Genomic DNA, 24,623 nt, shown 5'->3' with positions numbered 1-24,623 from the left:
AAGGTTAATATTTCTTTTTGATTTTGATAATATCACCGTCTTTCAAAGACTGAGTCCCTTCATAAATGATTAAATCTCCTTTTTTAAGACCGCTTTCTACCATATAAGAATCTCTTAAGGTAGTTCCGATCTTAATATTGGTCATTTTCACTTTATTCTGTTGATCCACTACAAAAACATAGGTTTTATCCTGAATGGAAAATGTAGATTTCTGTGGAATAAGAATCGCATTGTTCTGCTGTTCTGAAATAATAAGTTTCCCGGAAGTTCCGTGTTTGATCAGACGGTCAGGATTCGGGAAAAGCACTTTATATCGAATGGAACCAGTAGTTCTGTCGATTTCTCCTTCAGCAGTTTTCAAAGCTCCGTTGAACTGGTAATTAACTCCATTTGGTAACGTCAGTTCAATCTTCTGATGGCTTCCGATTTTATCATTGGCCAAAAGCTCAAAATATAAGTTTTCAGGAATGGAGAAATAGGCATACACTTCGTTCAATTGGGAAAGTGTGGTCAATAGCGTACCATTTTCCACCAAACTTCCGTCTTTATGAGGAATCACGTCAATTACCCCATCAAAAGGTGCTGTGATTCTCGTAAAGCTTATTTTCTGAAGAACGGTTATTTTTTCGGCATCGGCGAAAGCATGTTTTGCTTTAGCGGAAGACAACTTGGCCTTCACCATTTCAAGTTCATTATTAGCAACAAATTTTTTAGCATGAAGACTCTGAATCTGTTTCAATTCTACTTCTGCAATACGAACGTCTGCCTCAGTCTGCTTTAATGTGGCATTTGCCTTCAAAAGCTCCATCTGCAGTTCCGCATCATTGATTTTGAATAAAGCCTGTCCCTGATGCACAAACTGCCCCTCGTTGACATAAATATGCTGTATAATGCCTCCGATTCTGGAACGCATTTCAACATTTTTTTTAGCCTGGATATCAGTGACAAACTGGTTGCTCACCAGTGTATCTTTTTCTTTGATTTCCAGTACGGGAACTTCTTTATCTCTTTTATTATTTTTCTCCTTGTCTTTACTGCATGACACAGCGAATAATGTTGCAGCTATGCAAATTATTACAGTTTTAAAATACATTTTTAAATGTTTAGGTTATAAAATTTCCGTTAAAATGATTTGGTTTACAGAATTTTACAACTAGTACAGCTGGAGGAGATGGAGAAAGGATTTAACGCCACAAATAGTAGAAACTGCAATCTCCGGAAGGGTGATTTTCGGAATACCTTTTAATATTCCTGAAAAATCTGCAATTGCAGGATCGTTTTTCTTTACTGAATGTTTTACAATTTTGGCAGCAGCAGGCAATGCATGCGTATTCATATCTGCCTCTTCGTACACATCCAGAACGTGAATGTTAGTTACAGGAGGGACCTGAGGAAGATTATGCAGTGATTTTTCTGCCCAATTCGAATTGAAAAGGGTAAAAACCAGCATAATATAAAATAAGAAAAATGACCTCAGACCTGCCATGTCAACCAGAACATTAGTTTTTCAGTAAAAAACGATAGTAGTGCAAAAATAGGGATTTCTACCGGGAAATTGGGCCATTGAATTGTTAAAAAAACTTAAACAATGGGTGAATAATGCTATTAATTGGAATTTGGATTCATATGGAATGACAAACAGGGTACTAGGTTTATTCATACACTCTGTCATTCCGTAGGAATCCCAGTTCTAAAATTCTGAATGAAAAACGCCATTAGGTTTTGGCTAAAGCCAGATGAATTTTGGTTTATTAATAACGGGCTCCCTTCGACTACGCTCAGGATAATAGCCCGTTTCTATTGAATTACTAAAATTGAATAATTAGAACAATTTACTGAGAACCCTGAATCGATAATCAAAAATATGTTCCAGTTTCTTTTCACGAAAAGGTTATGGGCAATTTCACCTAAAAATCCCATGGGAAGTTCATAATCTATGGTATCTCTCATCAGAACGCCTTCTTCATTGGGAATAAATTCATGGTGGTGGTTCCATAGTTTGTAAGGACCTTTTTTCTGAAAATCAGTGAAACTTTTCTGGAAATCAACCTGGATTATTTCGGTCTGCCATTTCATTTTAATTCCGAATAATGGGGAAACATAATAGTCGATGAGCATTCCTTCATAAATTTCATCATCTTCCATTTCCGTTACTACAATAAAGCCCATGTCTTTCGGAGTAATTTCTGAAAGATTGTTGGCGGAGGAAAAGAATTTCCATGCAGTTTCTATATCACAATTGAGCTGTTGTTCACGGAAAAGGGTATGTTTCATAAGGCAGAAGATTGTATGAAACAAATGTATGACAAAGATTTAATTATAGATCCACATCAGCACAGGTTTTCCTGATTTCTGAATCATAGGATCTATTTCTTTCATAGCGTTGTTGGAAATGGTGGGGCAGCCCCATCCTTCAGGAGATCCTTTCGGGAAAGTTTCAGTATCACTCATCATATTCCAGGAATGGAAAACAATAAATCTTTTCAAAGCGTTGCTATTGGTTTCTTCAAGGCCATGCATCAGATATTTGATATTGATTCCCCAGTCGCTGTAACCTCTTCCTTCAAGCTTATATTTTCCCAGAGAAGAAAGATGGCTTCCGTCTTCATTACTGAATCCAGGGTTTGCTTTAGAATCATCTTTACTCCAGGCATTAGAACCACAGCCGTGCCCTACCAGGTATTTCTTTGAAATTTTATTGCTTTTGAAATCCCAGACAAAAAAACGGTTAACGCCTGAATGAAGACTCATATCAATAAGGATACAGAAATCTTTATTAAGGTTCTTTGAAGCACAGAATTTCAAGGCTTCTTCTGCTTTTATTTTAAGTTTAGAAAGATCGGCTTCCGGTCTTTTTTCTACAACTACAGGTGTTTCTGCTAAATTTATTGTATTGTTTTTTCTTTCTTGTGAACATGAACATATCCAAAAGACGATGAAAAACAGATAAATCCTCTTCATTATTTATAGTGTTGAAAAATTCCGAAATCAGAAGGTGTCCAAAGCGCTGCTTTTTGACCAGCAGCCTTTAAAGCGTTATTTGACCATGTGTTGCAGGTATACAGAAAACTGTAAGTGCCTTTTGCATCATAAAAAGCATCATTATCGCTATACACAGCATTGGTAGGGATTAATATAAAATTTCCGTTCTGATCTCTGTCAAATTTATCTTCCACGTACTTTACCAGACTTTTGTACTGGCTTCTGCTGATTATGATCATTTTACAGTCGTCGCCTTCTTTCATTGTATTATAATAAGTACAATGCATTGCAGAATCACTTAGCCAGAAGGCTGCTTTTACGGCTGTTGAAAATTTAAGGTCTGCCCATGTAGGCGTATCAAGGTAGAATCCTTTGTCACCCCATCCCACTCCGATGTACTGATAATCTGTCTTTTTTGATTTTGTATTGGCAAAAGGAATTTTCTGACTCCAGTCCTGAAGATCATTTCTTACAGGCATTACAATATCGGTATGCACTCCGTTGGTATAAATATAAATAGGGATTTCTTTTTTCTGTCCATCATCTTTTGCAGAAACTGGAATATAAGGAATCAACAGTCCAAGGATGACATAAATAATCACAATTCCCAAAATAATTCCTATCACTTTCAGGAGATACATTAATACAGTTTTCACAGTCATGTTTTTTAATAAAATTTAATCTTTAATTTTTAGTAAAAGTATTTGTTTTAATCGAAAAATTGGCTATATTTAGTTACGAAATATTCATAAATATGCGTAAAAATACTAAATCCCAAAAAAGATTTAAAGTAAGAGTAAAAACTGCTCCTAAAAGAATACAAAAAAAACGTTGATTTTCTGTGAGATTCTGATCTCCTGAAAATCTTTTTTTCTTTATAGGAAAGGCTTTTCAAGAAACTTATTGATGTAAATCTTTACCTCCTTAAAGCTAAATTTTAAGGAATGGTCGATTATCCGCTCTGGTTTGGAACTACAAAAAATTCCAAAGGAGGAATTGTCACCAAAAGTTCAGAGAAAAATCAGTCAGAAGACCTTTGCAAAAACTCAATATTTCTTTTGAGTCCTGCAAATTTGGTTCTTTTCACGGGGGATTTTCTGAAGATTTCTGAAAAAATTTCCTGGGTAATTTCTTTCCATTCTCCTTTTTTGAAGTTTTTCAAAGCTTCATTGGGCTGGAAACGGCTTTGTTTGTTAGGTGCTGAGAAGCGGTTCCAGGGGCATACATCCTGGCAGATATCGCAGCCGAACATCCAGTCTTCCATTTTATCTTTGAAATGAGCTGGAATTTCATCTTTCAATTCTATGGTTGCATAAGAAATACAACGGCTTCCATCTATAATTTTTTCAGAAACAATGGCATCTGTGGGACATGCATCAATACATTTACGGCAGCTTCCACAATGATCTGTAGTGGCATGATCGGGAATAAGCTCCAGGTCGCAGATAATTTCTGCCAGAAAATAAAAAGAACCGCTTTGCTTAGTGATGAGATTGGCATTTTTACCGACCCAGCCTATTCCTGATTTTTTAGCCCAGGCTCTCTCTAAAACCGGTGCAGAATCCACAAAAACCCGGAATCCGAACTCTCCTATTTCTTCCTGAAGTTCGGCAACCATTTCACGGAGAATTTCTTTAATTACTTCATGATAGTCTTCTGCATAAGCATATTTTGAGATTTTATAATTCTCTAATATTGATATTTTTTCTTCGGGAAAGTAATTGTAGGAAAGTGAAATCACAGATTTGGATCCTTCTACCAGAAGCCGCGGATCAAGTCTTTTGTCGAAATGATTTTCCATATATTTCATTTCGCCGTTATAGTTGTTCTTCAACCATTTTTCAAGACGGGGCGCTTCTTCTTCCAGAAAATCAGCTTTGGAAATCCCACAGTTCTGGAAGCCAAAACTTTTTGCCTTGGATTTTATCAGTTGGGAATATTTTTCAGCGCCTGCATTCATAATTTCACACTGCAAAATTAAGATTATTTTATCAATCTTCTGATTTTGGAGGAAGTTCATACCACAGCAGGTTTCTTTTCTGAAAAATTATGTTTTCATTAGGATTTTTTTCAAAAAAAAATTACGTAATTTCGTTTCTAATTTAATATTTAAACTCTACAACTATGTCTTTAATAGAAGTAATACAATCCGGAAACTATGAATTAATTGATGTTCGCGAGCCAATGGAGCTTGAAATGGACGGTAATATAGATGGCGCTAAGAATATTCCTTTAGGTGAAGTAGAAGATAGACAAGATGAGATTCTATCTATTGAAAAGCCGGTAATCTTATTCTGCAGAAGTGGAAACAGAAGCGGAAAAGCATTGGATTATCTTACCGCTCAAGGATTAAAGGACGGTTATAACGGCGGCGGATGGGCTGATCTGAAGGCTGTTCTGGAAGCAAATCAGGGAACTTTTTAAAAGTTCCTTTTTTTATACCTTATTTCTATGAATCTGAAAAGTCGATTTGAACAGCTTTGTTCTCCGTTTACAGAAGATCAGCAATTAATCTGTGATCTTTGGAAGGAAGTTGAAACCCAATATTCTGAAAAAGGCAGACATTATCATAATCTTCTTCACCTTGAAAATATGTTCCGGGAGCTTGAAGAAGTGAGAATAAATATATCAGATTTTACTGCTCTTTCTTTTTCTGTATTCTATCATGATGTGATTTATGATGCAACTTCCAAAGCTAATGAAGAGAAAAGTGCTGCTAAAGCAGAGAAAAGGCTTGCAGAACTTCATATGCGTCAAGATACAATTTCAATAATTTCTGAGCAGATTCTTGCTACAAAATCTCATCAGCGTTCTGATGAGGGAGATACTAATTATCTTTTGGATGCTGATCTTTCTGTATTGGGGAAAGATTTTAAAACCTATATGGAATACACTCAGAATATCAGAAAAGAATATTCTATTTATCCTGACTTTCTTTATAAGCCGGGACGAAAAAAGGTGCTTAAGCATTTTCTAGAACTCGAAAGTATTTTTAAAACGGCCTATTTTAAGGAAAAATATGAGATTCAGGCAAAGGAAAATATTGAAGCTGAACTTCGGTTACTATAATTCAACAGTATATCTTTAAGCTTTCCCATTTGAAAAAGACATCCTGATTACAAGATGTCTTATAAATATTGTGACCGCTCATTCTGTATTAAAAAAATTTACCAATAAATTCTGCTGCTTTCTTCAATGCAAGTTCTGGAACTTCTTTATGCGGTGTATGCCCGATACCGGGAATAATATATTTTTCAGCATAACCACTTACCTGAGATACGGTTTTTTCTACCTGATCCAAAGTACCATATTCATCAGCTTCTCCCTGGATGAATAACAATGGACAGGTAATATGTTTCAAAAGGTGTTCAATATTCCAGCTTCTGTAATCATCGCGGGTCCATGTTTCTGTCCAGGCTCTGAAAAGCATTTCTACTTTATCCCCATGGTACTTCTGTAAACGTTCCGGAAGATTAGTAGTTTTATAAGCATCCCATGCGTCATAAACTCCTTTCAATGTTACGTCTTCCACAAAGATATGTCCGGCTTCACAGATAGCGGCTTTTACTCTTTCGGAATATTTTGCAGCGGTGATTAAGGCTATTGTTCCTCCATCGCTATGCCCGAACAGAATGGCATTATCAATATTCATTTCAATCAATAAATCATTCAAAAGATCTGCTTCCAGCTCCATGTAATTTACCGGTCTTTCATGAGTAAACATAGGGTAAGATTTTCCATATCCTAACCTGTCATAGACCAAAACATTGCATCCTGTAACTTCAGACAGTTTAGCAGGAAAATCTCTCCAAAGCTGTACTGAACCAAGTGAATCATGCAGAAAAACAATGGTTGGCCTGCCCTCAAACGGATTATGGTGTTCTATATATAATTTGTTTCCCTTTACATCAATTATTCTTCCTTCCATTGAATAAAATTATATTTAAAAAGTGGGTATTTTTGTTTCTTCAAATTCTTTTAGTAGTTTGTTGAAAACAGTTTCTACCGGAAGAATTTCATCAATCAGAGCAGAAACCTGACCTATTTCAAGTTCTCCATCTTCCATATCTCCTTCGAACATTCCCCGCTTTGCTCTTGCTCTTCCTAAAGAGGCAATCAAAGCTTCTTTATCTCTTCCGGTCACATAAATATCTTCCAGCTCATTGAAAAATTTATTTTTAACCATTCTTACAGGTGCCAGTTCTTTCAAAGTAAGATGGGTATCGCCTTCCTGTAATTCTGTGATTTTCTTTTTCCAGTTTTCATGGGCACTTGCTTCTGTAGTAGCTGCAAAACGGGAACCAATCTGTACACCGTCTGCCCCAAGAATCATTGCGGCTTTCATCTGTGAGCCTAAGGCAATTCCACCAGCTGCAATTAAGGGTTTAGAAATATGTTTCTTTACATTCGGGATAAGACAAAAAGTAGTTGTTTCATCTCTTCCGTTGTGACCTCCTGCTTCAAAACCTTCTGCAACAATAGCGTCTACTCCGGCATCTTCGCATTTCATAGCAAATTTGGTGGATGAAACTACGTGAGCTACTTTTATTCCTTCCTTCTGAAGAGTTTCCGTATAGGTTTTTGGGTTACCTGCAGATGTAAAGACAATTTTCACTCCTTCTTCAAGAATAATCTGAATAATTTCATCAATATTCGGATACAACATGGGTACATTAACCCCGAATGGTTTATCCGTTGCCAGTTTGCATTTTTGGATATTTTCTCTCAAAATGTCAGGATACATACTCCCTGCTCCTATAATTCCCAATCCACCACAGTTGGAAACGGCAGATGCCAGCCTCCATCCGGAGTGCCAGATCATTCCTGCCTGAATAATTGGATATTTAATATTAAAAAGGTGTGAAATTCTATTTTGTGTAGCCTCCATGTCATGAAGTTTTTTTGCAGCGTTAAAATCTATAAAATTGCTCATGCGTAAAAATACTAAAAACAACGATTTCCAGAGCCTTCTATTGGTTAAAAATATACAGAGACCGTGATATAATTATTTTGTGTACTGTTCTAAAAGGTTATCAATAATGGGACTTATTTTTAAAAACTTTTGAACAAGCTCGCGAACATCATTTTCCATCTGATCTGTACTCAGTTCTATCCAGCCTTCCATTAATGTCAGCGGTCCATAATCTACGCTTACATTTGGCCATTCTTTCTGATGAATTGAGAATTCTTTTCTAAAATTTTGGGCAAAATCTCTGCTGGATATTTTATAGGCTTTTAACATTCTTAGCTTCAGAGCATGAATATTATAAAAAATCTTTTTCTCACGGATGGCCTTATCATTTACCCAAACCGAAAAGAAAATACGTCCTTCGGCATCTAAAGGCGATTGTGGGTCTCCAGACCATTCGGGTTTGTAAGCCTTTAGGGAAACGGATTCTAAAATGGTAACAACGGATAATTTCAATCCATACTTGCTAAGTGTTTCCTGAGGAATTCCTGATACCGTCTGATGGAATTTTTCAAGATAAAAAGGCTCATCCATACTCTTAGTTTTTGTAAATATATCAATAAAAAAAACCTTCAGAAGTTCTGAAGGTTTTAATTTTATTTTGACATGGATTGTTTATTCCAGTTTGACTTGAAGTTACAACTGCCGTAACGTTTGTCGATTGAAATAAAAGTGGTTGGCAATTTAGAATTGACAAACTTTTCAACCATTTCACTTTTCTTTTTGTTCAACGCCATCTGCTTGATTCTGTTGAAGTCTGTTTCCAGTGTAATCTGGTGAGAAGGAATCACTTCTTCAACTTTGATGATCTTGATTTCCTTTCTTTTGTTTTCTTCATCTTCAAAAGCTGTAGTAATGTCTCCTTTGTTTAATCCTGCTAATTCGTAGCTGATGGTACCCGGGATACTTTCTCTTTCAATTTTATCAGAACCATCTGCTCCAGGAATTATCCCAGCATTGAATTTTGTTCTTTTATCATCTGAGAATTTAAAAGCAGCATCTTTAAAAGTCATTTTCCCATCCAGAATAAGACCTCTGATGCTGTCTAATTTTGCTTTTGCAGCTTTAAGCTCATCATCAGTAGGAGTAGCTTTCAGCAAGATATGTCTTGCATCATATACTTTTCCTGATCTTTTTACTAACTGGATAATATGGAATCCGAATTCAGATTCAATAGGATCTGAAATTTCATTTTCCTGAAGGTTCAGTGCAGCAGCCTCAAATGGCTTCACCATCTGTCCCTTGTTAATATTCTTATACAAACCTCCGTTTGCCGCAGATCCTTCATCTTCAGAATAAATTCTTGCCTGGCTTTCAAAAGTTTCACCTCCTGCAATATCCTGCTTAATTTTCTTTAATCTGTTAATCAGGTCTTGTTTATGCGCTTCCGTTAATGTAGGATAGATCATAATCTGAGCAAGGGTAACTTCATCTTTTACCTGTGGCAGCTGCGTTTTATACGTATTAAAAAAATCAGTTACCTCATTTGGCGTTACGTCTGCTTTATCAGTAACTCTCTGATATTTTGCCTGTCCGTAATACTGGTCTGTATCTATTTTTTCAATAGCATTTTTCAGCTCATATGCATTTCTGAACTTATAGGCAGCAAGCATTGTTTTTTCATCCGGAAACTGAGCAAGCATCTGACGGTATTTTGCATTAGCCTGTTCTTTGATAGCTGCAGAACGGTTTTCAATTAAGGTATCTTTCTTTGCTTCGTATACAAGAAGCTTATTGCTGATAAGGTTTTCCAGGAACTCGCACTTGTCTGTGTTGGCAGCTCCCTGCTGTTTACCATAATTCATCTGTTCTAATACATCAGATTCCAATACAATCTCATCTCCGATAACAGCTGAAATACCATCCACCAAATCTCCTTGTTTTAGCTGGGCATTCATCATATTTGAAGAAAAGATCATGATAAAAATCCCAAGAAGAAAAGTGATTTTTAGTTTATTTGTCATTTTACTATTTTAACAAGTTGCAAATTTAGAATTCTTAACGAATTTCACTCAATTTTTTATTATAAATATTTCTTAAAAAGACTTATTTACTGCAGTTCAACATCAAAAGTGGTCAATTCTTTAAATTGTCTCAATCTGTTGAACATATCTGCTTCACTCACTTCTTCTATTCTTTCTGTTCCGAATTTCTCTACCGTGAAAGATGCCATTGCAGATCCTACAATAAGTGCAGATTTCATTGTTTCGAAGTCTATTTTCCCTTTTTTAGCAAGATAAGCTGCAAATCCGCCTGCAAAAGTGTCTCCAGCCCCTGTTGGGTCAAAAACATCTTCTAACGGAAGTGCCGGGATTGCAAATACTTTATTATCGTGGAAAAGTAAAGCTCCGTGCTCTCCTTTTTTGATGATTACGTAATCAGGACCCATTGTATGGATCTTTTTAGCTGCTTTTACTAAAGAATATTCTCCTGAAAGCTGTCTTGCTTCTTCGTCATTGATGGTAATAACATCTGTTTTAGCAATCATATCCATTAAGATATCCCAGGCAGAATCCATCCAGAAATTCATGGTATCAAGAATAACCAGTTTAGGACGGTTGTTCATTTTTTCAAGAACTGACAGCTGAACTCCAGGGTGTAGGTTTCCAAGTAATAAAATTTCGGCATCCTGCATTGAATCCGGAATTTTCGGATCAAAATTTTCCAGTACATTTACTTCTGTAGCCAAAGTATCTCTTGTATTCAGGTCATTGTGATATTTTCCGGACCAGAAGAATGTTTTTCCTTCTTTTACAATTTCAATTCCTTCGATGTTTACATCTCTGTTGGTGAACATATCAAGATGTTCTTGCGGAAAGTCTCCTCCTACTACAGAAACAATTCCGGATTTAACGCCTAAAATTGACGAAGTGATTCCGATATAAGTGGCTGCACCTCCTAAAATTTTGTCCGTTTTACCAAATGGTGTTTCAATTGCATCAAATGCAACACTTCCTACAACTAAAAGTTTCATATATTTTTCAATGTATATTAAAAGTAATTATTTTTTCCATTCAAAAGTGTCCAGCAGGTGTTTCATATCATTCTTGATATAATTTACTGCAGGAGCAAGAGAGTCCGGTTTCGGTCTCGTATTAAAGTATAAGTAAGCAGTAACGAAGTGTTTCGTACTGTCTGTAATGTAAAACTGAAGATTGGAAGCACTTTGCCCTTTCAGCTCATAGAAGTTCCCGTATACTTTCTTTTCAGGGTATTCGAAGGATTTTGTATCTATGGAGCTGGCTTTAATGGTATGTTCGTATACCATTTTTTCTGCTTCCTTGATGTGATCTGCAAAGTCATTTTGTATCGGATAATAGGTAACGAAAAGCTTTGCCTTCATTTTGGGATAATTCAGATAGAACCAGCAAGGTTTCTTGGCAGGTGCAATGGAAGCAAATTCCGAATATTCAAAGGTATAGGCACAATTGTTTTCAAACTTTTGGTATTTCGGTGCAGGATATTCCAGACGCAGTTCTCCATAAGGTTTTGGTGAAGGGTCTTTTCCACATGAAATTAAAAGCAGTGATACAAAAATAAAAATGACTTTTTTAATCATTTTGCAAAAGTACAAATTAGATTTCAGATTTCGGAAGACAAATTTCAGTCTTTCAGAGCGTTTTGAATGTAATTTTCCAGAGGCTTCGGAAACGATTTTTCATGAGAGCCCTCAACATCTGTAATCTCGTACTGATTTTCAGTGATAAAATCATTCCAGATCTTCTCAGAAGTAACTTCAACATTCCATATTTCAATACTTAAATTCTTGTGAGTCAGTTTATGGGTAACTGTTTTTGAACCTGTAATAAAGGTTTCCATATCTGAAGAAATACTATCAGGAAATTCAAATAATTTTTTCCAGATGAAGTCATCTTTTCTCTGGCGAATCAGAAATTGTCCGTTTCTGTGTACAAAATAATAGGTCAGAGCAAGATCTGCTGCTTTTACTTTTTTTGTTTTTACAGGATAAGCGGAAATCTTTTGCATAGAAAATGCCAGACAGTCTTCATTGATGGGACATTCTCCACAAAGTGGATTTTTAGGTTTACAGATCTCAGAACCGATATCCATCATCGCCTGATTAAAATCTCCCACATTTTCCGGCATCACCAAAGCAGCCAATTCCGAGAAATAGGTAAATGCTTTTGAATTCGAAATATCAAAATCATCGGCAAAAAGACGGCTTAGGACGCGGTAGAAATTTCCGTCCACAGCAGGCATTTTTCCATCGAAACAGATACTTGACACCGCTGCTGCTGTATACTTCCCTACTCCTTTTAATTTTAGAATTTCTTCGTATTGATCAGGAAAGACACCCTTATAATCATTCATGATCTGCCGGGCAGCTTTATGAATGTTGATGGCTCTGGAATAATATCCCAATCCTTTCCAATAGAGTAAAACTTCGTTTTCTTCAGCTTCTGCCAACGTTTTTACATCTGGAAATCTTTTAATGAAATTATTATAGTGATTCAAGCCCTGATTAATCCTTGTCTGTTGAAATACAATTTCACAGATCCAGATTTTGTAGGGATCTTTTGTCTGTCTGAAAGGCAGATCTCTTGCATTATTTTTATACCATTCAAGGATTTTGCTGCCCATATGCAGAAAATCTGAACCTCGGTTATCCTTCTCCAAAAATTTTTGTTTTGCTTTTATGAGATATTTCGTGAACTATGTTCGTAAACTTTCAGTTTATACTCCGTATGACATTGCTAATACCAACCGTTTTCAATAAACGAATGTTATTTACTGTCTTATGCATTGCGGAGTCAAAACATTTTGTATGTGCAAAGATAAAACTTATTTATCAGCTTTAACAGAATATACCGGAGCGGCTTTTAACCATTGATATTTCAGGTTTCTGTCTTTTGCAATAAATCGGTAGCCTTCCAGTTTTTTAAGATAAACATACATAGAATCACTATTTTTGATCTTTAATTTATATTGGGATAAAAACAGCATTGGCATATCTACAGTAGAATCTCTTACTGTTTTCAATACTTTTCCCGATTTTACTTTATAAAGATAGAATGATTTTCCGCGGCCTTTTGAACTGTCTGCCAGCTTTACATCTGAACTTTCAAGTACGAGTTCACTGCCATCAAAGCATTCATCTTTATTCATGATATATGCCTTTCCTTCCTGGCGTTCCTGTGCGAAAAGGTCATTTTCGTAAGTGCCGGGACTTTGATATTTTTTTTCGCAGCTTATCAAAATCACCATCAACATAGCGGGTAAGCCAATAATAAGCTTGTTATTCATATTCAGTTTCATAGGTGTTGGTTGAAAAAAAACCGATGTAAAATTGCATCGGTTTTTGTTATGTAAAGTACGTTGATATTACTCCTGAGTATATTCTGCATCCCATTCGTTACCATCATCTCCTTTGTGTCCGTCTAATTTAATAACGAAACTTTTTGTAGGAAAATAAGGGGTCATACGGATATCCAGCCATACTCTGTCTTTATTTACTCTATCCTGCTCGAAACGAACAATTTTGAATTTCTCGATCAACTTGTCCGGTCCTTTGATATTATCCAGGAAGGTTACAATCTGTCTTCTCAAATCGTCTTCATTTTTAGCATTCCAGTTCTCGAAAGCTCTTCTGTTCAGGAAGTCTAGCAATACTTTGGTTACATAGTCGAATACACGCACTACGGAATACGTCTGAAGACCGATGTTGTCTCCTGTAAATAAGGTCTTCGCAGAGAAGGCCATAATTTTTCCGTACTCGTTTACCATGGGTACAAGACCCATTTTTTCCAACTGAGAAATTTCACTTTTCTTCAATTCGAATTTTACAGCGTCTACTTCGTTGATGTTACCATGTTTTTTACCTGCTGCTACCTGAGACATCAGTGTTTTGTGGATTTTTCCGGCTAATGAAGTGGAAGGTGGAAGTTCTACGTTTTCTTCTTCTCCTACTTCTTCGGCTTTACCACGTCCTACCAGCCAGTTACACGTCATGATAACGTTACTTCTGTGAAGTTCGCCTCCTGTAAGGTTTGCAGAGTGGAATAAGTCTACCACGTCATCCGGTTTGTCAAGATTAGCGAAGTCTGTAACCATCATTACTTTATTTTCGTTACAGATTTTTGCCCATTTCTCGATGACCTTATTGGATCCTAAATATCCTGGTATGGCCAGGATTGAGTAGTTATCTCTAAGGTCAAGACGGTCGTAATAGTTCTTGAATTCTTCTGAAATGGCATCAATGAACAAAGGATTATCCAAATCGGAAACCTGCTCAAGGCTTGCGTTTACGATACTTACGTTATCCACTTTATCCAATTCTGTATTTTTGTAGAATTGGGCTACTGTTCTGTAGTTGGTTTCCAACAGACGAACGGCATCCAGTGTATTTTTTAAGTTTGTTTTTAGGTTCTGGTCGGCCTGCTGTGCTTTTGTTTTGCACGTATCAGCCATTTTATCTGCAGATTCACTTCCTTCTAAAAGGTTTACCCAAAGATTGATCTTCTGAAGAAGTTCTTTTCTTTCGTCTGCTTTATTGCTGTCGTTCAGGAAGATTTCTTTTCTTGCCTTTCTTGTTGGGTTCATATTGGCGATACCGTCTACAACGGATTCAACAAAGCCAAAACCTCCCATTTTATTAAGCTCTGCAAGCGGGTTGCCTTTCGGCTGCCCTGAATGTTGCTGCTGCCCCTGCTGTTGGCTTTCTTGTGCCTGTAATTTGCTATCCATGATTTAATGTAGTCTTTAATTATTTTTCAAGTTCCTGTGCCACTTCTTTCAATACTTCTATAAACGCAGCTCTTGTCTGATCGTTCTCCAGCATGTTACGAAGAATTTTGTTGGTTTTCAGCTGACGTACTATTTTGTTGTACTGCTCCTGTTCCATGCTCAGCTGCTGCAGATAATCTGACTTCTGAGTAAGGCTTTTAGGGGTAAAGTCTCCAAGGTTTTGAAAACGGAATTCTTCTTCTACCATTCCACCATCTTCTGTTTCGTGCTGCACAGATATTGCCGGCTGAAAATGTTTGAAAACGTCTTCCACTGTTTTTAATCCTGTTACGATTTCAGGAGTATAAGACTCTTCTGTTGTAAGTTGGCTTACTATCAGTGATTTATTTTCCTGTATTTCCTGAATAGCTTCATTAGCGTCTACTTTTACCTCGTTTCCGCCAACACCATAATTAAACATTGCCATATTATTGTTATTTTGAGATTTATTAATTTGGTTTAGATTTGTCTTTGAGTAATTTACTGATGAATCAAATAAATTACCAATCCAGTGTTTAAATTTAAAAAAAAACTGTAACATACAAAATTTTACTAAGATTTTTCTTGAATCATCTAATTTTATCTACATTTATTCAACATAAAATCACCATATTACGATATCACTAAGCTATGAAAAAATAAATAAAAAAATTCAAGAAAAAATAAATAAAATTTTGTTTCATTTTACTCTTATGCCATGAATGTTAAAATAGGAGTTCCTCAGACATTACAATAAAATATTCTTTATATTTAAACAAAGTGAACAGGGTTATGAAAGATGTAAAAATAGCGTTCAGAAAACCGATATTTCCAGTTTCAGAAGCTTTACAGCAATATTTGGAAAAATATAACAGAACTACCCAAATTAAGTTTCTTTATGAAGATCTCCTAAGGTTCAGCGACAGTGTGAGTATTTTGGACAAAGACGGCAAAGATACTTTGTGGCTTGGGGTATTATATCCTGAATTTGAATTTAAGGAAATAGAGGCTAATTTAAATAAGATCTATACGCTCCTTCACTCTGATGGGGATATTGCTACTTTACCTTATCTGAAAGTAGACACCATCGACTTTTGTACGTTTGGAAATTCTAAACCTTTCCGGGTTAGGGTGAGAAATATCCTTAATGATAATTACACCTATTTTTATATTAAGCAGGCGGATGCTTCCCGAATATTCGGACTGGAACTTGAAGATCTGCTTTCTCCCAACCGGATTAACTTTCTGGTTTACAAAAACACATTAATTGAAGAGCATATTTTAGGAATTCCGGGGGATGTTTTTATTCAGAAACATATGCATAACTGTACAGAACTGGAAAAGGCACAGATTTCCAAGGAGTTTGTGAAATTCAATGAGCGTTGTCTTATTGGTCTTCTTGGTGACATGCGTTCTTATAATTATGTGGTGATTCCCATTCATGATTTTGACCAGGTTATTTATAGAATTCGCCCTATTGATTTTGACCAACAGTCTTATGAGGGGAATTTGAAAGTGTATCTTCCACAATATTTTAAAGAGAATAATCAAATGGTGAATATGGTAATGCAAAAACTGAAACCTAGTTCTATAGAGCAATACCGTAAAGAGGTACGTTCACAAATTGTAAAAAGAGTAACCAGCAGCCAAAATAGATTCGATGAACTTATTTCTATTATGAAAAAAGATAATATTGCTCCTGAGGCTAATGTGACAGAATTAAGCACAGCTTTACGGAAACTTACCTATGATGTGAATTTTAAGTATTGTAAAACGATGGGCGATATTATAGAAACCGGAATCAAATTTGTGCTCCGGAATTATAAGAAAGAATATTAAAAAGAGAATCCGACTCAATGTGAGCCGGATTCTTTCTTTTCTAACAATTTTCGGGTAAAATTACCAGATTTTTATTCTGTCCTGAGGAGCTTTATACAATTTATCCCCCGGCTTGATGTCAAATGCTTTGATGAATGAATCCTGATTAACCAACGGTCCAAATGCTCTGAACATTCCCGGAGAGTGCGGATCTGTTTTCACCTGATTGATCATGTATTGATCGGTAGCTTTGGTTCTCCAAACGGTTGCCCAGCTCATAAAGAATCTCTGATCCTGAGTGAATCCACTGATCTTTCCAGGGTTTCCTTTATCTTTTAAATACATCTGAAGGGCATCGTAAGCAACCGCTACTCCACCTAAGTCACCAATGTTTTCACCGCTTGTGAATTTACCGTTTACGAAGCTTCCTTTAACAGGCTCGTAAGCACTATACTGAGCGGCTAACTGACCTACTTTTGCATCAAAGTTTTTTCGGTCTGCATCCGTCCACCAGTTATTCAGGTTACCATCTCCATCGAAGCGTGAACCGCTGTCATCAAATCCGTGAGAAATCTCGTGACCGATAACGGCTCCGATTCCCCCGAAGTTCACTGCTGCATCCGCTTTAGGATTGTAGAAAGGCGGCTGAAGGATCGCTGCAGGAAATACAATTTCGTTGTTTGACCCGCTGTAGTAAGCATTTACTGTTTGTGGAGACATTCCCCATTCTGTTTTGTCAACTGGTTTTCCTACTTTGTCTAAGCTTCTCTGATACTGCCATGCTGCTACATTCTGAAGATTAGAATATAGGGTCGCTCCTTCTTTTGGAGATTCTACTTTTAACTGAGTATAATCTTTCCATTTATCCGGATAGGCGATTTTCACTGTGAACTTGGATAATTTTTCCTGAGCTTTTACTTTGGTTTCAGGAGACATCCAGTCTATATTGGCGATGTGTGTTTTGAATGATTTTAAAAGGTAATCAATATACGTTTCCATCTGCTTTTTAGCTTCAGGAGTGAAGTATTTGTCTACATATAGTTTTCCGAAAGCTTCTCCAAGAACTCCGTTTACAAGAGTAAGCCCTCTTTTGTTCATCGGACGCTGTTCTTTCTGACCCTGTAAATATTTAGCATAGAAATCAAATCTGATCTGTTCTAAGCTGTCATTCAGATTGCTGGCATTTCCATTGATGATATGATACTTCAGATAGTCTTTTAGTAAAGGAAGGTTTTTCTGAGTAATGAACTGATCCATATTCTGATAATATTTCAGTTCTCCAATGATGACTCTGTCCGTATTTACCCCTGCATCTTTCAGATATTTGGCAAGATCTACGTTTTTCACAAGACCGGATAATTCTGATACGTTTTTAGGGTTATATCTTAAATTAGCGTCTCTGTTTTGCTCAAGGGTCAATAAATAATTAGCAAGCTGTTTTTCAAAGTCTACCACATTCTGTGCTGCCTGAGGAGAATTTTTATATCCTAAAACACCAAATAACTTTCCAACGTAAGTCTGATATTCTGCCAGTGTTTTAGTATTGGCTTCGTTTACTTTCTGGTAATAATCTCTTCCCAATCCCAGATCCGGACCGCCAAGATATACCGCATTCATATTGGAATTCTTCATATCAGCACCTACTCTCCATCCATAGAAGGAGTTGTCTCCTAATTTTGTAGCTTCCAAAAGGTATTTCTGAAGATCACCCACACTTTTAATAGCATCTACTTTGGCAAGATCAGCTTTGATAGGTGCCAGACCTTCTGCATTTCTCTTACTGGTATCCATGAAAGAGGCATATAGGTTCTGGATTTTCTGCCCTTCAGATCCTGCCGGGTATGATTCTGTAAGAATTTTGTTTAAGATATCTAATGAAGCATCATCCACATTTTCTCTCAACGCATTGAAAGAACCCCAATTGGCTTTATCGGAAGGAATCTGAGTAGTTTTCACCCAGTTTCCGTTCACATAGCTAAAAAAGTCATCCTGCGGGCGGACACTGGTATCCATATACGATAAATTGATTCCTTCTTCTTTTGCTTCTTCTTTTACCGGTTCAGCTACTTTTGCTGTAGCTTCAGTTTTACTGTCTGTCCCTGCAGTCTTGGCTGCACCACAAGAGTTAAGAAATACAATACCCGAAAGGGCAAGTATTCCGATATTTAGCTTTTTCATTAAAGATAATTTTTGATTTTACACAAACTTATCAAATATACAAACTTTAATGATATGTTATGAATGATATTTATATATGGCTGAAAATTGAAGATTTGGATTAAAAATTTAAAGTTTAAGGTTTACCACCCCGTCAAAAATTCTTTGAATTTTTGCCACCCCTCCAAAGGATGGGAATAATATAAGCCGTTATGACAAACATAAGTCTGCTAATCTCCATTACCTATTACCTATTACCTATCATCTGCTACCTGATCCCTGCCACCTAAAAAAACAACAACCGCCCATTGCTGAGCGGTTGTTATTTTTACCAGATTTTGATTCTTTCTTCTGGAGTTTTGTATAGTTTGTCTCCTTTTTTCACATCGAATGCTTTGTAGAAGGCATCAACGTTGATAAGCGGACCAAAACTTCTGAAATATCCCGGAGAGTGCGGGTCAGTTTTCACCTGATTCACCATATATTTCTCGCTTGATAATGTTCTCCAAACGGTTGCCCAGCTTAGGAAGAATCTCTGATCCTGAGTGAATCCGCTGATTTTTCCTGGGTTTCCTTTGTCTTTCAGATACATTTGAAGAGCGTCATAAGCAATGTTTACTCCTCCTAAGTCAGCGATATTTTCACCGTTTGTGAAAGTACCGTTTACAAAAGTTCCTTTTACAGGCTCATATTTGTCATATTGAGAAGCAAGGGCTTTTGTAGCTTTTTCGAAGTTTGCTTTATCTTCTGGCGTCCACCAGTCTACTAAGTTACCGTCTGCATCGAACTGTGCTCCTGAATCATCAAATCCGTGGCTCATTTCGTGACCGATAACAGCACCGATACCTCCGAAGTTTACAGCCGCATCAGCTGTAGGGTTAAAGAATGGCGGCTGAAGGATTGCAGCAGGGAATACAATCTCGTTGTTTACCGGGTTGTAATATGCATTTACAGTTTGTGGAGTCATTCCCCATTCTGTTTTATCTACCGGCTTACCGATTTTAGCTAAATCTTTATTGTACTGCCATTCACCGATGTTCTGAAGGTTTTTGTAAAGGTTTCCACCATTGGCTTCAGAAACGATATTTAATTTTGAATAGTCTTTCCATTTGTCCGGATAAGCTACTTTTACAGTAAACTTATTCAGTTTCTGCATTGCTTTTTCCTTAGTTGTAGAAGACATCCAAGCTAGGTTATTGATATGAACTGCGAAACTTTTCTTTAAATAATCGATCAATTCTACCATCTGAGCTTTTGCTTCAGCCGGGAAATATTTCTCAACATATAATTTTCCGAAAGCTTCTCCTAAAGAACCGTTGATCAACTCAAAACCTCTTTTGTTAAGAGCTCTCTGTTCCTGCTGTCCTCTAAGGTATTTACCATAGAAAGCAAACTTCATATTTCCTAAGTTTTCACTTAAGTAAGAAGCACTTCCGTGGATCATGTGGAATTTCAGATAATCTTTGATTACAGGAAGGTTCTGAGCATTTACCAGTTTATCGAAGTTCTTATAGAATCCTAGTTCACTGATAATTACTTTGTCAGAATTTACACCTACTTTTTTAAGATAACCTGGAAGGTCAACATTTTTTACCAAAGCAGAAAGTTCAGCCATCGTCTTAGGATTGTACTGAAGCGTGTTATCACGGCTCTGCTCGTTGGTCAGGTAAGTCTGTGCGATGCTTTTTTCGTAATTAACGATACCTTTTGCTGCTTCATCAGCATTTTTATATCCTAATTCTTTTAGCATTGAAGCTACATACTTCTGATATTCAGCAATAGCTTCTGTATTTTTCTCGTTTACTTTCTGATAGTAATCTCTTCCTAAACCTAGAGAAGCATTACCTAAGTAAACAGCATTCATTTTAGAATCTTTAAGGTCTGCATCTACACCCCATCCGTAGAAAACGTTTTCCCCTTCTTTTGTTACAGAAGCAAGATAGTTCTGAAGATCTGCCATATTTTTAATAGCATCAATCTTGTTCAGGTTTTCCTGGATTGGTTTAATTCCGTCTGCATTTCTCTTCTGCATGTTCATATAAGTAGCATACAGATCCTGAATTTTTTTCCCTTCGCTTCCGTCAGCAAATTTATCTTTCAGAAGAGAATTCAGGATGGTCATGGAATTGTTATCCGTATCCTCAGCCAGTTTGTTGAAGCTACCCCAAGTTGGTTTGTCAGATGGAATTTTGGCTGTTTTCATCCAGGTTCCACTCACGTAGTTATAAAAATCATCCTGAGGACGCACCGAAGTGTCCATCAAGCTAAGGTCTAAGCCTTTATCTGTGTTATTCACTGCTACTTTAGCAGCTTTAGCTTGTGCGCTCATAGTAGTTTGAGTGCAGATCCCTGCTATTAAAAACAAAGAAAGCGTTATTTTTTTCATTATGATAACAATTTTTAGAATATGTATGATTTATTTCTTATTTGTTACGTCTCAAGGAAACAAATTTAAACAAATAACATCATAGCATAATAAGAATTTATAAAAGATGGAAGATGGAAGAATGAGACTGGAAGTTATTGTATGCTTTTCATAACCAGCTTCCATCTCCCAGCTTCTCTACATCTTAAGAAGTTGCTATCTCTTTCACATTCCCGGTTCTTTTCAGAAATCCCCAGGACTGCATTTCGCCTTTCAGTGCTTTTCTTAAACTTTTAAATAATACAATATACATCAGCCATCTATACCCGAATCTTTGCGGAATTATATACAAGAGATTGATTAATTTTTCCCGCTGCATGATGAATGCAATTAAAGCTAATGAAGCATCCACCAAAAGGAAGATCAGGTAATAGGTAAATATTTTATCTCCGTTTCCGGATAGGATTCCAAAAAACATAATCACATCTGCCAATGGCGAGAAAAATGGTATAATGTATTGGAATAATAAAATATTCGGCATTGCCCAAAGTCCCAATCCTTTATATTTGGGGTTAAGGAAAGTCTGTCTCTGTTTCCAGAACATCTGCATAATTCCGTAGGTCCATCGGAAACGCTGTTTTAAAAACTGTTTCACGGTTTCCGGAGCTTCCGTTACAGCTATTGCTCTGTTTTCGTTGGCAACAGTATATCCGGCTTTTAATATTTTTACTGTAATATCACAATCTTCTGCTAAAGTATCAGACGAATAGCCTCCTGCTTCAATGATCACAGATCTTTTAAATGCTCCGATAGCTCCTGGAATTACGGTAATAGCATTGATATGTGCATACGCCAGCCTGTCAAAATTCTGACTTGTTGTATATTCTATAGCCTGCCATTTGGTGAGCCAGTTTACCCTGTTTCCTACCTTCACATTTCCTGCTACAGCGGCTATTTTTTCTTCCGGACCTGAATTTAAAAATCGTGCAATCATATATTTCACTGCATCCTGCTGCAACTTGGTATCGGCATCAATACACACTACATATTCTGCATCGGTCTGTGATATTCCAAAGTTTAGTGCAGTGGCTTTTCCACCATTTCTTTTGGTGAAAATTTTCAGTTTCGGATGATCCGGGAATGCTTCCAAAGCTTTTTCATAGGTAGAATCTTTACTTCCGTCATCTACCATAATGATATTAAAATTAGGATAGGTCTGCTTCAGCAAATTCTGCAGAGAAGAAACAATATTCACCTCTTCATTATAGGCAGGAACAATGATTGAAACCTTTGGATAGGATTCCAGCACCGGAAATTCACCCAGTTTTTTTCCTTTTTTTCTTTCTTTAAATGCCCAATATGCCATCAGCAATAATCTGATCATTCCTAATACAATGAAAATAGTGAACAATGCAACCAAAAAGTGGCTTACTCCGTAAATAAAAGTGGCCAACACTAGATTCAGCTGCATAATGTAATATGATCTTGTTTTAGGAACTTCAGGCATCAGCTCGCTTCTGCTTTTGTGTAAGATACTCGTAAGATTTGTGAAATGATAGCCTTGTTTCTGAAGGGTCGGAATCAGGATTTTTAAAGCTTTTACAGTTTCTTCTCTGGTATCTCCGCCTGCATCATGAAGAAGGATGATATTTCCTCTCTCCTGTTTGATTCCGGCCATCACACGTTTTACAATTTCATCTGCTTTTATCCCCGGCTGCCAGTCTTCGGGATCAATATTTTCCCCGATATCAAGATAATTCTGCTGTCTGGCCAGCGCTACCGGAATAATCTCTTCTGAAGTCGTTGGCTCAGAGTCTGCATTGTATGGTGCTCTGAACAGAATCGTACTGTGTCCTGTGACGCATTCAATTAATAGTCTTGTCAGTTTCATTTCAAGCAAAGCTCTTTCCGGGCTTACTTTGGCCACATTTTCATGGGTAAAGGTGTGATTGCCTATTTCGTGTCCTTCGCGATAAATTCTTTTAACAAGCGGAAGATTTTTTTCGGCATTCAATCCTACCAAAAAGAAAGCTGCCGGAACATGGTACTTGGACAGAACATCTAATACCTGTGGCGTATATGTTTCATCCGGACCGTCATCAAAAGTGAGGACGAGTTCTTTCTGAGGGGCACTTCCATATTTTTTTACTTCATAAGAACTTGGATACGTAATATAATTTTCGTCTGTGATAATTTTCTCTTTCGGATCAATTTCCAATGCAATTTTTCCGTCATGAGGGGTATTCAAAACATCTAATACTTCTCCGTCACCGATATAATCCACCATGGTCTGCCCTTTCACATTTTCCAGTGCTTTTAAATTCAACTTGGAAAGGCCGGCAAGCGTAAGGTCTTTATCATAGAAATTCCAGACTCTGCTGTCTTCACTTCCCAATCTCCAGAGTGCTGTTCCCGCCAAAGGATATTCTGAGGAGAAACGCATAGTATTGAAAATAGAAGCTGCATCATTGAAAAATACAGTGTGAGTCAAATTCTTAGAATCCGTATAAGAATAATTTAAATTAAACGTATTGTCATTAAAATCAATAACCGCTTTACTGGCACTGGCTTTGGTAATTGCCTGCATGTAAGTAACAGAGGTATTATCGTCTTTATTGGAACTCCAGTCATAACCATAAGCTCCTAATCCCAGAATGATTTTTTGTGGGGAAACCTGCTTCACGATTTTTCCAGTCTGTTCTTCAATCCATTTTTGAGAAGAAACCGGACCTGCATCACTTCCTGCAGAATATTCGTCATAAGCCATCAGCACAAAGTAATCTACATAAGGATTCAGTCTTGGGATATTGTAATCATCATTATCCGTCATAATATCCATGGTTACCAGCAGCTGATTCTTTTTGAAAGTCTCTGAAAGTTCTTTCATAAACGCAATCAGATTCTCATCAGAATCCAGGTTCATATCTTCAAAGTCGATATTAATTCCTTTGAAATGATATTTTTTACATTGCTGAGTGATTTTTTGAATCAGATGGGTTCTTTTCTGCGGATTGTTAAGAACTTTTACCAGTCCTTCTGAACGGAATTCTCTGTCGGAGTTGTTACTCAGCATCGGCATGGCAGCGACACCTGTTCTTTTGATCACTTTATACCCTTCCGGATCCACATTGGTTTTCAAATCTCCTGTTTTGGGGTCAAGGAAAAACCATTCCGGGAAAACAAGATTGACGTGTCTGATATTTCTTTTCAAAGACATCAGAGACTGAGGATCCCACGCTACATAAAATGCAGAACGGATTCCTCCAGGAAACTGAGCCCAGTTTCGGTTCTGATTCTTATATCTTTCTGCTCTTGCCTTCTCTATTTTATCAAGGCTTGTATGGATTGTTTTTTCAGAAATAAAACTTCTGAAACCTTTGTATTCTTTAGAAATTTTATTCTCCTGAAGATAAGGTTTATTGGCTGTAATCACAGCTTTATAATCTTCTTTAAAAGGAATTTTAGGACTTCTGTCCAGGGTCATCATCAGACCTAATGCAAGCAGGAGCAGCATTCCTATAAAGATAAAAACACGGCTTCCCCACTGTACACTTTTCCAGCGTTTTTTGCTGCTGGTCTGAAAAATCTGTTTGGAATTTTCCACGATTT

At 36.8% G+C, this 24,623-nt stretch carries 22 protein-coding genes; 3 read left to right on the top strand and 19 right to left on the bottom strand.

The features are described 5' to 3' along the window. Positions 1–4: 4 nt before the first annotated feature. From CLU97_RS05430 to queG, 6 genes are all read right to left on the bottom strand, one after another. Positions 5–1,093, bottom strand: coding sequence for an efflux RND transporter periplasmic adaptor subunit (locus CLU97_RS05430; protein ID WP_121487020.1), 1,089 nt, complete (start codon positions 1,091–1,093; stop codon positions 5–7). Positions 1,094–1,153: 60 nt separating this feature from the next. Continuing rightward, complete coding sequence (locus CLU97_RS05425; protein ID WP_147436447.1) at positions 1,154–1,450, bottom strand: hypothetical protein; 297 nt, start codon at positions 1,448–1,450, stop codon at positions 1,154–1,156. Between the two features lie 347 nt (positions 1,451–1,797). Beyond that, entirely contained in the window at positions 1,798–2,274 is a 477-nt protein-coding gene (locus tag CLU97_RS05420) for an SRPBCC family protein (RefSeq protein WP_410493360.1), read from the bottom strand. Positions 2,275–2,313: 39 nt separating this feature from the next. Continuing rightward, positions 2,314–2,961 (bottom strand): murein L,D-transpeptidase catalytic domain-containing protein, encoded by a 648-nt coding sequence (locus tag CLU97_RS05415; protein WP_121487018.1) that lies wholly within the window; start codon positions 2,959–2,961, stop codon positions 2,314–2,316. Beyond that, positions 2,961–3,644, bottom strand: a complete 684-nt coding sequence (locus CLU97_RS05410) for a TIGR02117 family protein (protein ID WP_121487017.1) — start codon at positions 3,642–3,644, stop codon at positions 2,961–2,963. Before CLU97_RS05410 ends, CLU97_RS05415 begins: the two co-directional genes overlap by 1 nt. 359 nt (positions 3,645–4,003) lie before the next feature. Next, the gene (gene queG, locus CLU97_RS05405; RefSeq protein WP_121489661.1) at positions 4,004–4,942 is read right to left on the bottom strand and encodes a tRNA epoxyqueuosine(34) reductase QueG; all 939 of its coding nucleotides are present in this window, start codon (positions 4,940–4,942) and stop codon (positions 4,004–4,006) included. A gap of 164 nt (positions 4,943–5,106) precedes the next feature. Between queG and CLU97_RS05400 the strand changes: the two genes are divergently transcribed. Beyond that, entirely contained in the window at positions 5,107–5,406 is a 300-nt protein-coding gene (locus CLU97_RS05400) for a rhodanese-like domain-containing protein (RefSeq protein WP_105702956.1), read from the top strand. Between the two features lie 27 nt (positions 5,407–5,433). Then, complete coding sequence (locus CLU97_RS05395) at positions 5,434–6,051, top strand: hypothetical protein (protein WP_121487016.1); 618 nt, start codon at positions 5,434–5,436, stop codon at positions 6,049–6,051. Between the two features lie 88 nt (positions 6,052–6,139). Here CLU97_RS05395 and CLU97_RS05390 read toward each other — a convergent pair whose 3' ends face one another. From CLU97_RS05390 to CLU97_RS05345, 10 genes are all read right to left on the bottom strand, one after another. Next, positions 6,140–6,910 (bottom strand): alpha/beta fold hydrolase, encoded by a 771-nt coding sequence (locus CLU97_RS05390; protein ID WP_121487015.1) that lies wholly within the window; start codon positions 6,908–6,910, stop codon positions 6,140–6,142. A gap of 15 nt (positions 6,911–6,925) precedes the next feature. Continuing rightward, positions 6,926–7,915, bottom strand: a complete 990-nt coding sequence (locus CLU97_RS05385; RefSeq protein WP_228437532.1) for an NAD(P)H-dependent flavin oxidoreductase — start codon at positions 7,913–7,915, stop codon at positions 6,926–6,928. Between the two features lie 72 nt (positions 7,916–7,987). Further along, positions 7,988–8,485 carry a hypothetical protein gene (locus tag CLU97_RS05380; RefSeq protein WP_121487014.1) on the bottom strand — a complete coding sequence of 166 codons (498 nt, stop codon included), beginning with the start codon at positions 8,483–8,485 and terminating at the stop codon, positions 7,988–7,990. A 62-nt stretch (positions 8,486–8,547) separates the two neighbouring features. Beyond that, complete coding sequence (locus CLU97_RS05375) at positions 8,548–9,915, bottom strand: peptidylprolyl isomerase (RefSeq protein ID WP_121487013.1); 1,368 nt, start codon at positions 9,913–9,915, stop codon at positions 8,548–8,550. Between the two features lie 86 nt (positions 9,916–10,001). Then, a complete protein-coding gene (locus CLU97_RS05370; RefSeq protein WP_121487012.1) occupies positions 10,002–10,925 on the bottom strand; it encodes a PfkB family carbohydrate kinase in 924 nt (307 codons plus the stop codon). 27 nt (positions 10,926–10,952) lie between these two features. Then, a complete protein-coding gene (gene gldD / locus CLU97_RS05365) occupies positions 10,953–11,510 on the bottom strand; it encodes a gliding motility lipoprotein GldD (protein ID WP_121487011.1) in 558 nt (185 codons plus the stop codon). A gap of 44 nt (positions 11,511–11,554) precedes the next feature. Further along, on the bottom strand, positions 11,555–12,589 hold the full coding sequence (gene mutY, locus CLU97_RS05360; protein WP_121487010.1) for an A/G-specific adenine glycosylase: 1,035 nt from the start codon (positions 12,587–12,589) through the stop codon (positions 11,555–11,557). Positions 12,590–12,754: 165 nt separating this feature from the next. Beyond that, positions 12,755–13,228 (bottom strand): hypothetical protein, encoded by a 474-nt coding sequence (locus tag CLU97_RS05355; protein ID WP_121487009.1) that lies wholly within the window; start codon positions 13,226–13,228, stop codon positions 12,755–12,757. A gap of 66 nt (positions 13,229–13,294) precedes the next feature. Further along, complete coding sequence (locus CLU97_RS05350; protein WP_121487008.1) at positions 13,295–14,656, bottom strand: DUF5458 family protein; 1,362 nt, start codon at positions 14,654–14,656, stop codon at positions 13,295–13,297. A 19-nt stretch (positions 14,657–14,675) separates the two neighbouring features. Further along, positions 14,676–15,122, bottom strand: coding sequence for a type VI secretion system contractile sheath small subunit (locus tag CLU97_RS05345; RefSeq protein WP_183084521.1), 447 nt, complete (start codon positions 15,120–15,122; stop codon positions 14,676–14,678). A gap of 344 nt (positions 15,123–15,466) precedes the next feature. Here CLU97_RS05345 and CLU97_RS05340 point away from each other — a divergent pair, with 344 nt between their 5' ends. After that, positions 15,467–16,513, top strand: coding sequence for a hypothetical protein (locus CLU97_RS05340; protein WP_121487006.1), 1,047 nt, complete (start codon positions 15,467–15,469; stop codon positions 16,511–16,513). A gap of 60 nt (positions 16,514–16,573) precedes the next feature. Here the strand turns inward: CLU97_RS05340 and CLU97_RS05335 are convergent, their stop codons facing one another. From CLU97_RS05335 to CLU97_RS05325, 3 genes are all read right to left on the bottom strand, one after another. After that, positions 16,574–18,670: a M13 family metallopeptidase gene (locus CLU97_RS05335; RefSeq protein WP_121487005.1), complete on the bottom strand. Its 2,097-nt coding sequence runs from the start codon at positions 18,668–18,670 to the stop codon at positions 16,574–16,576. A gap of 307 nt (positions 18,671–18,977) precedes the next feature. Further along, positions 18,978–21,035 carry a M13 family metallopeptidase gene (locus CLU97_RS05330; protein WP_121487004.1) on the bottom strand — a complete coding sequence of 686 codons (2,058 nt, stop codon included), beginning with the start codon at positions 21,033–21,035 and terminating at the stop codon, positions 18,978–18,980. 184 nt (positions 21,036–21,219) lie between these two features. Beyond that, entirely contained in the window at positions 21,220–24,618 is a 3,399-nt protein-coding gene (locus CLU97_RS05325; protein ID WP_121487003.1) for a polysaccharide deacetylase family protein, read from the bottom strand. Positions 24,619–24,623: the final 5 nt, after the last annotated feature.

It is taken from the genome of Chryseobacterium sp. 7 (assembly GCF_003663845.1).
Lineage (GTDB): Bacteria > Bacteroidota > Bacteroidia > Flavobacteriales > Weeksellaceae > Chryseobacterium.
The sequence above is the reverse complement of the archived record's forward strand: the minus strand, read 5'-3'. Positions and strand labels throughout refer to the sequence as shown.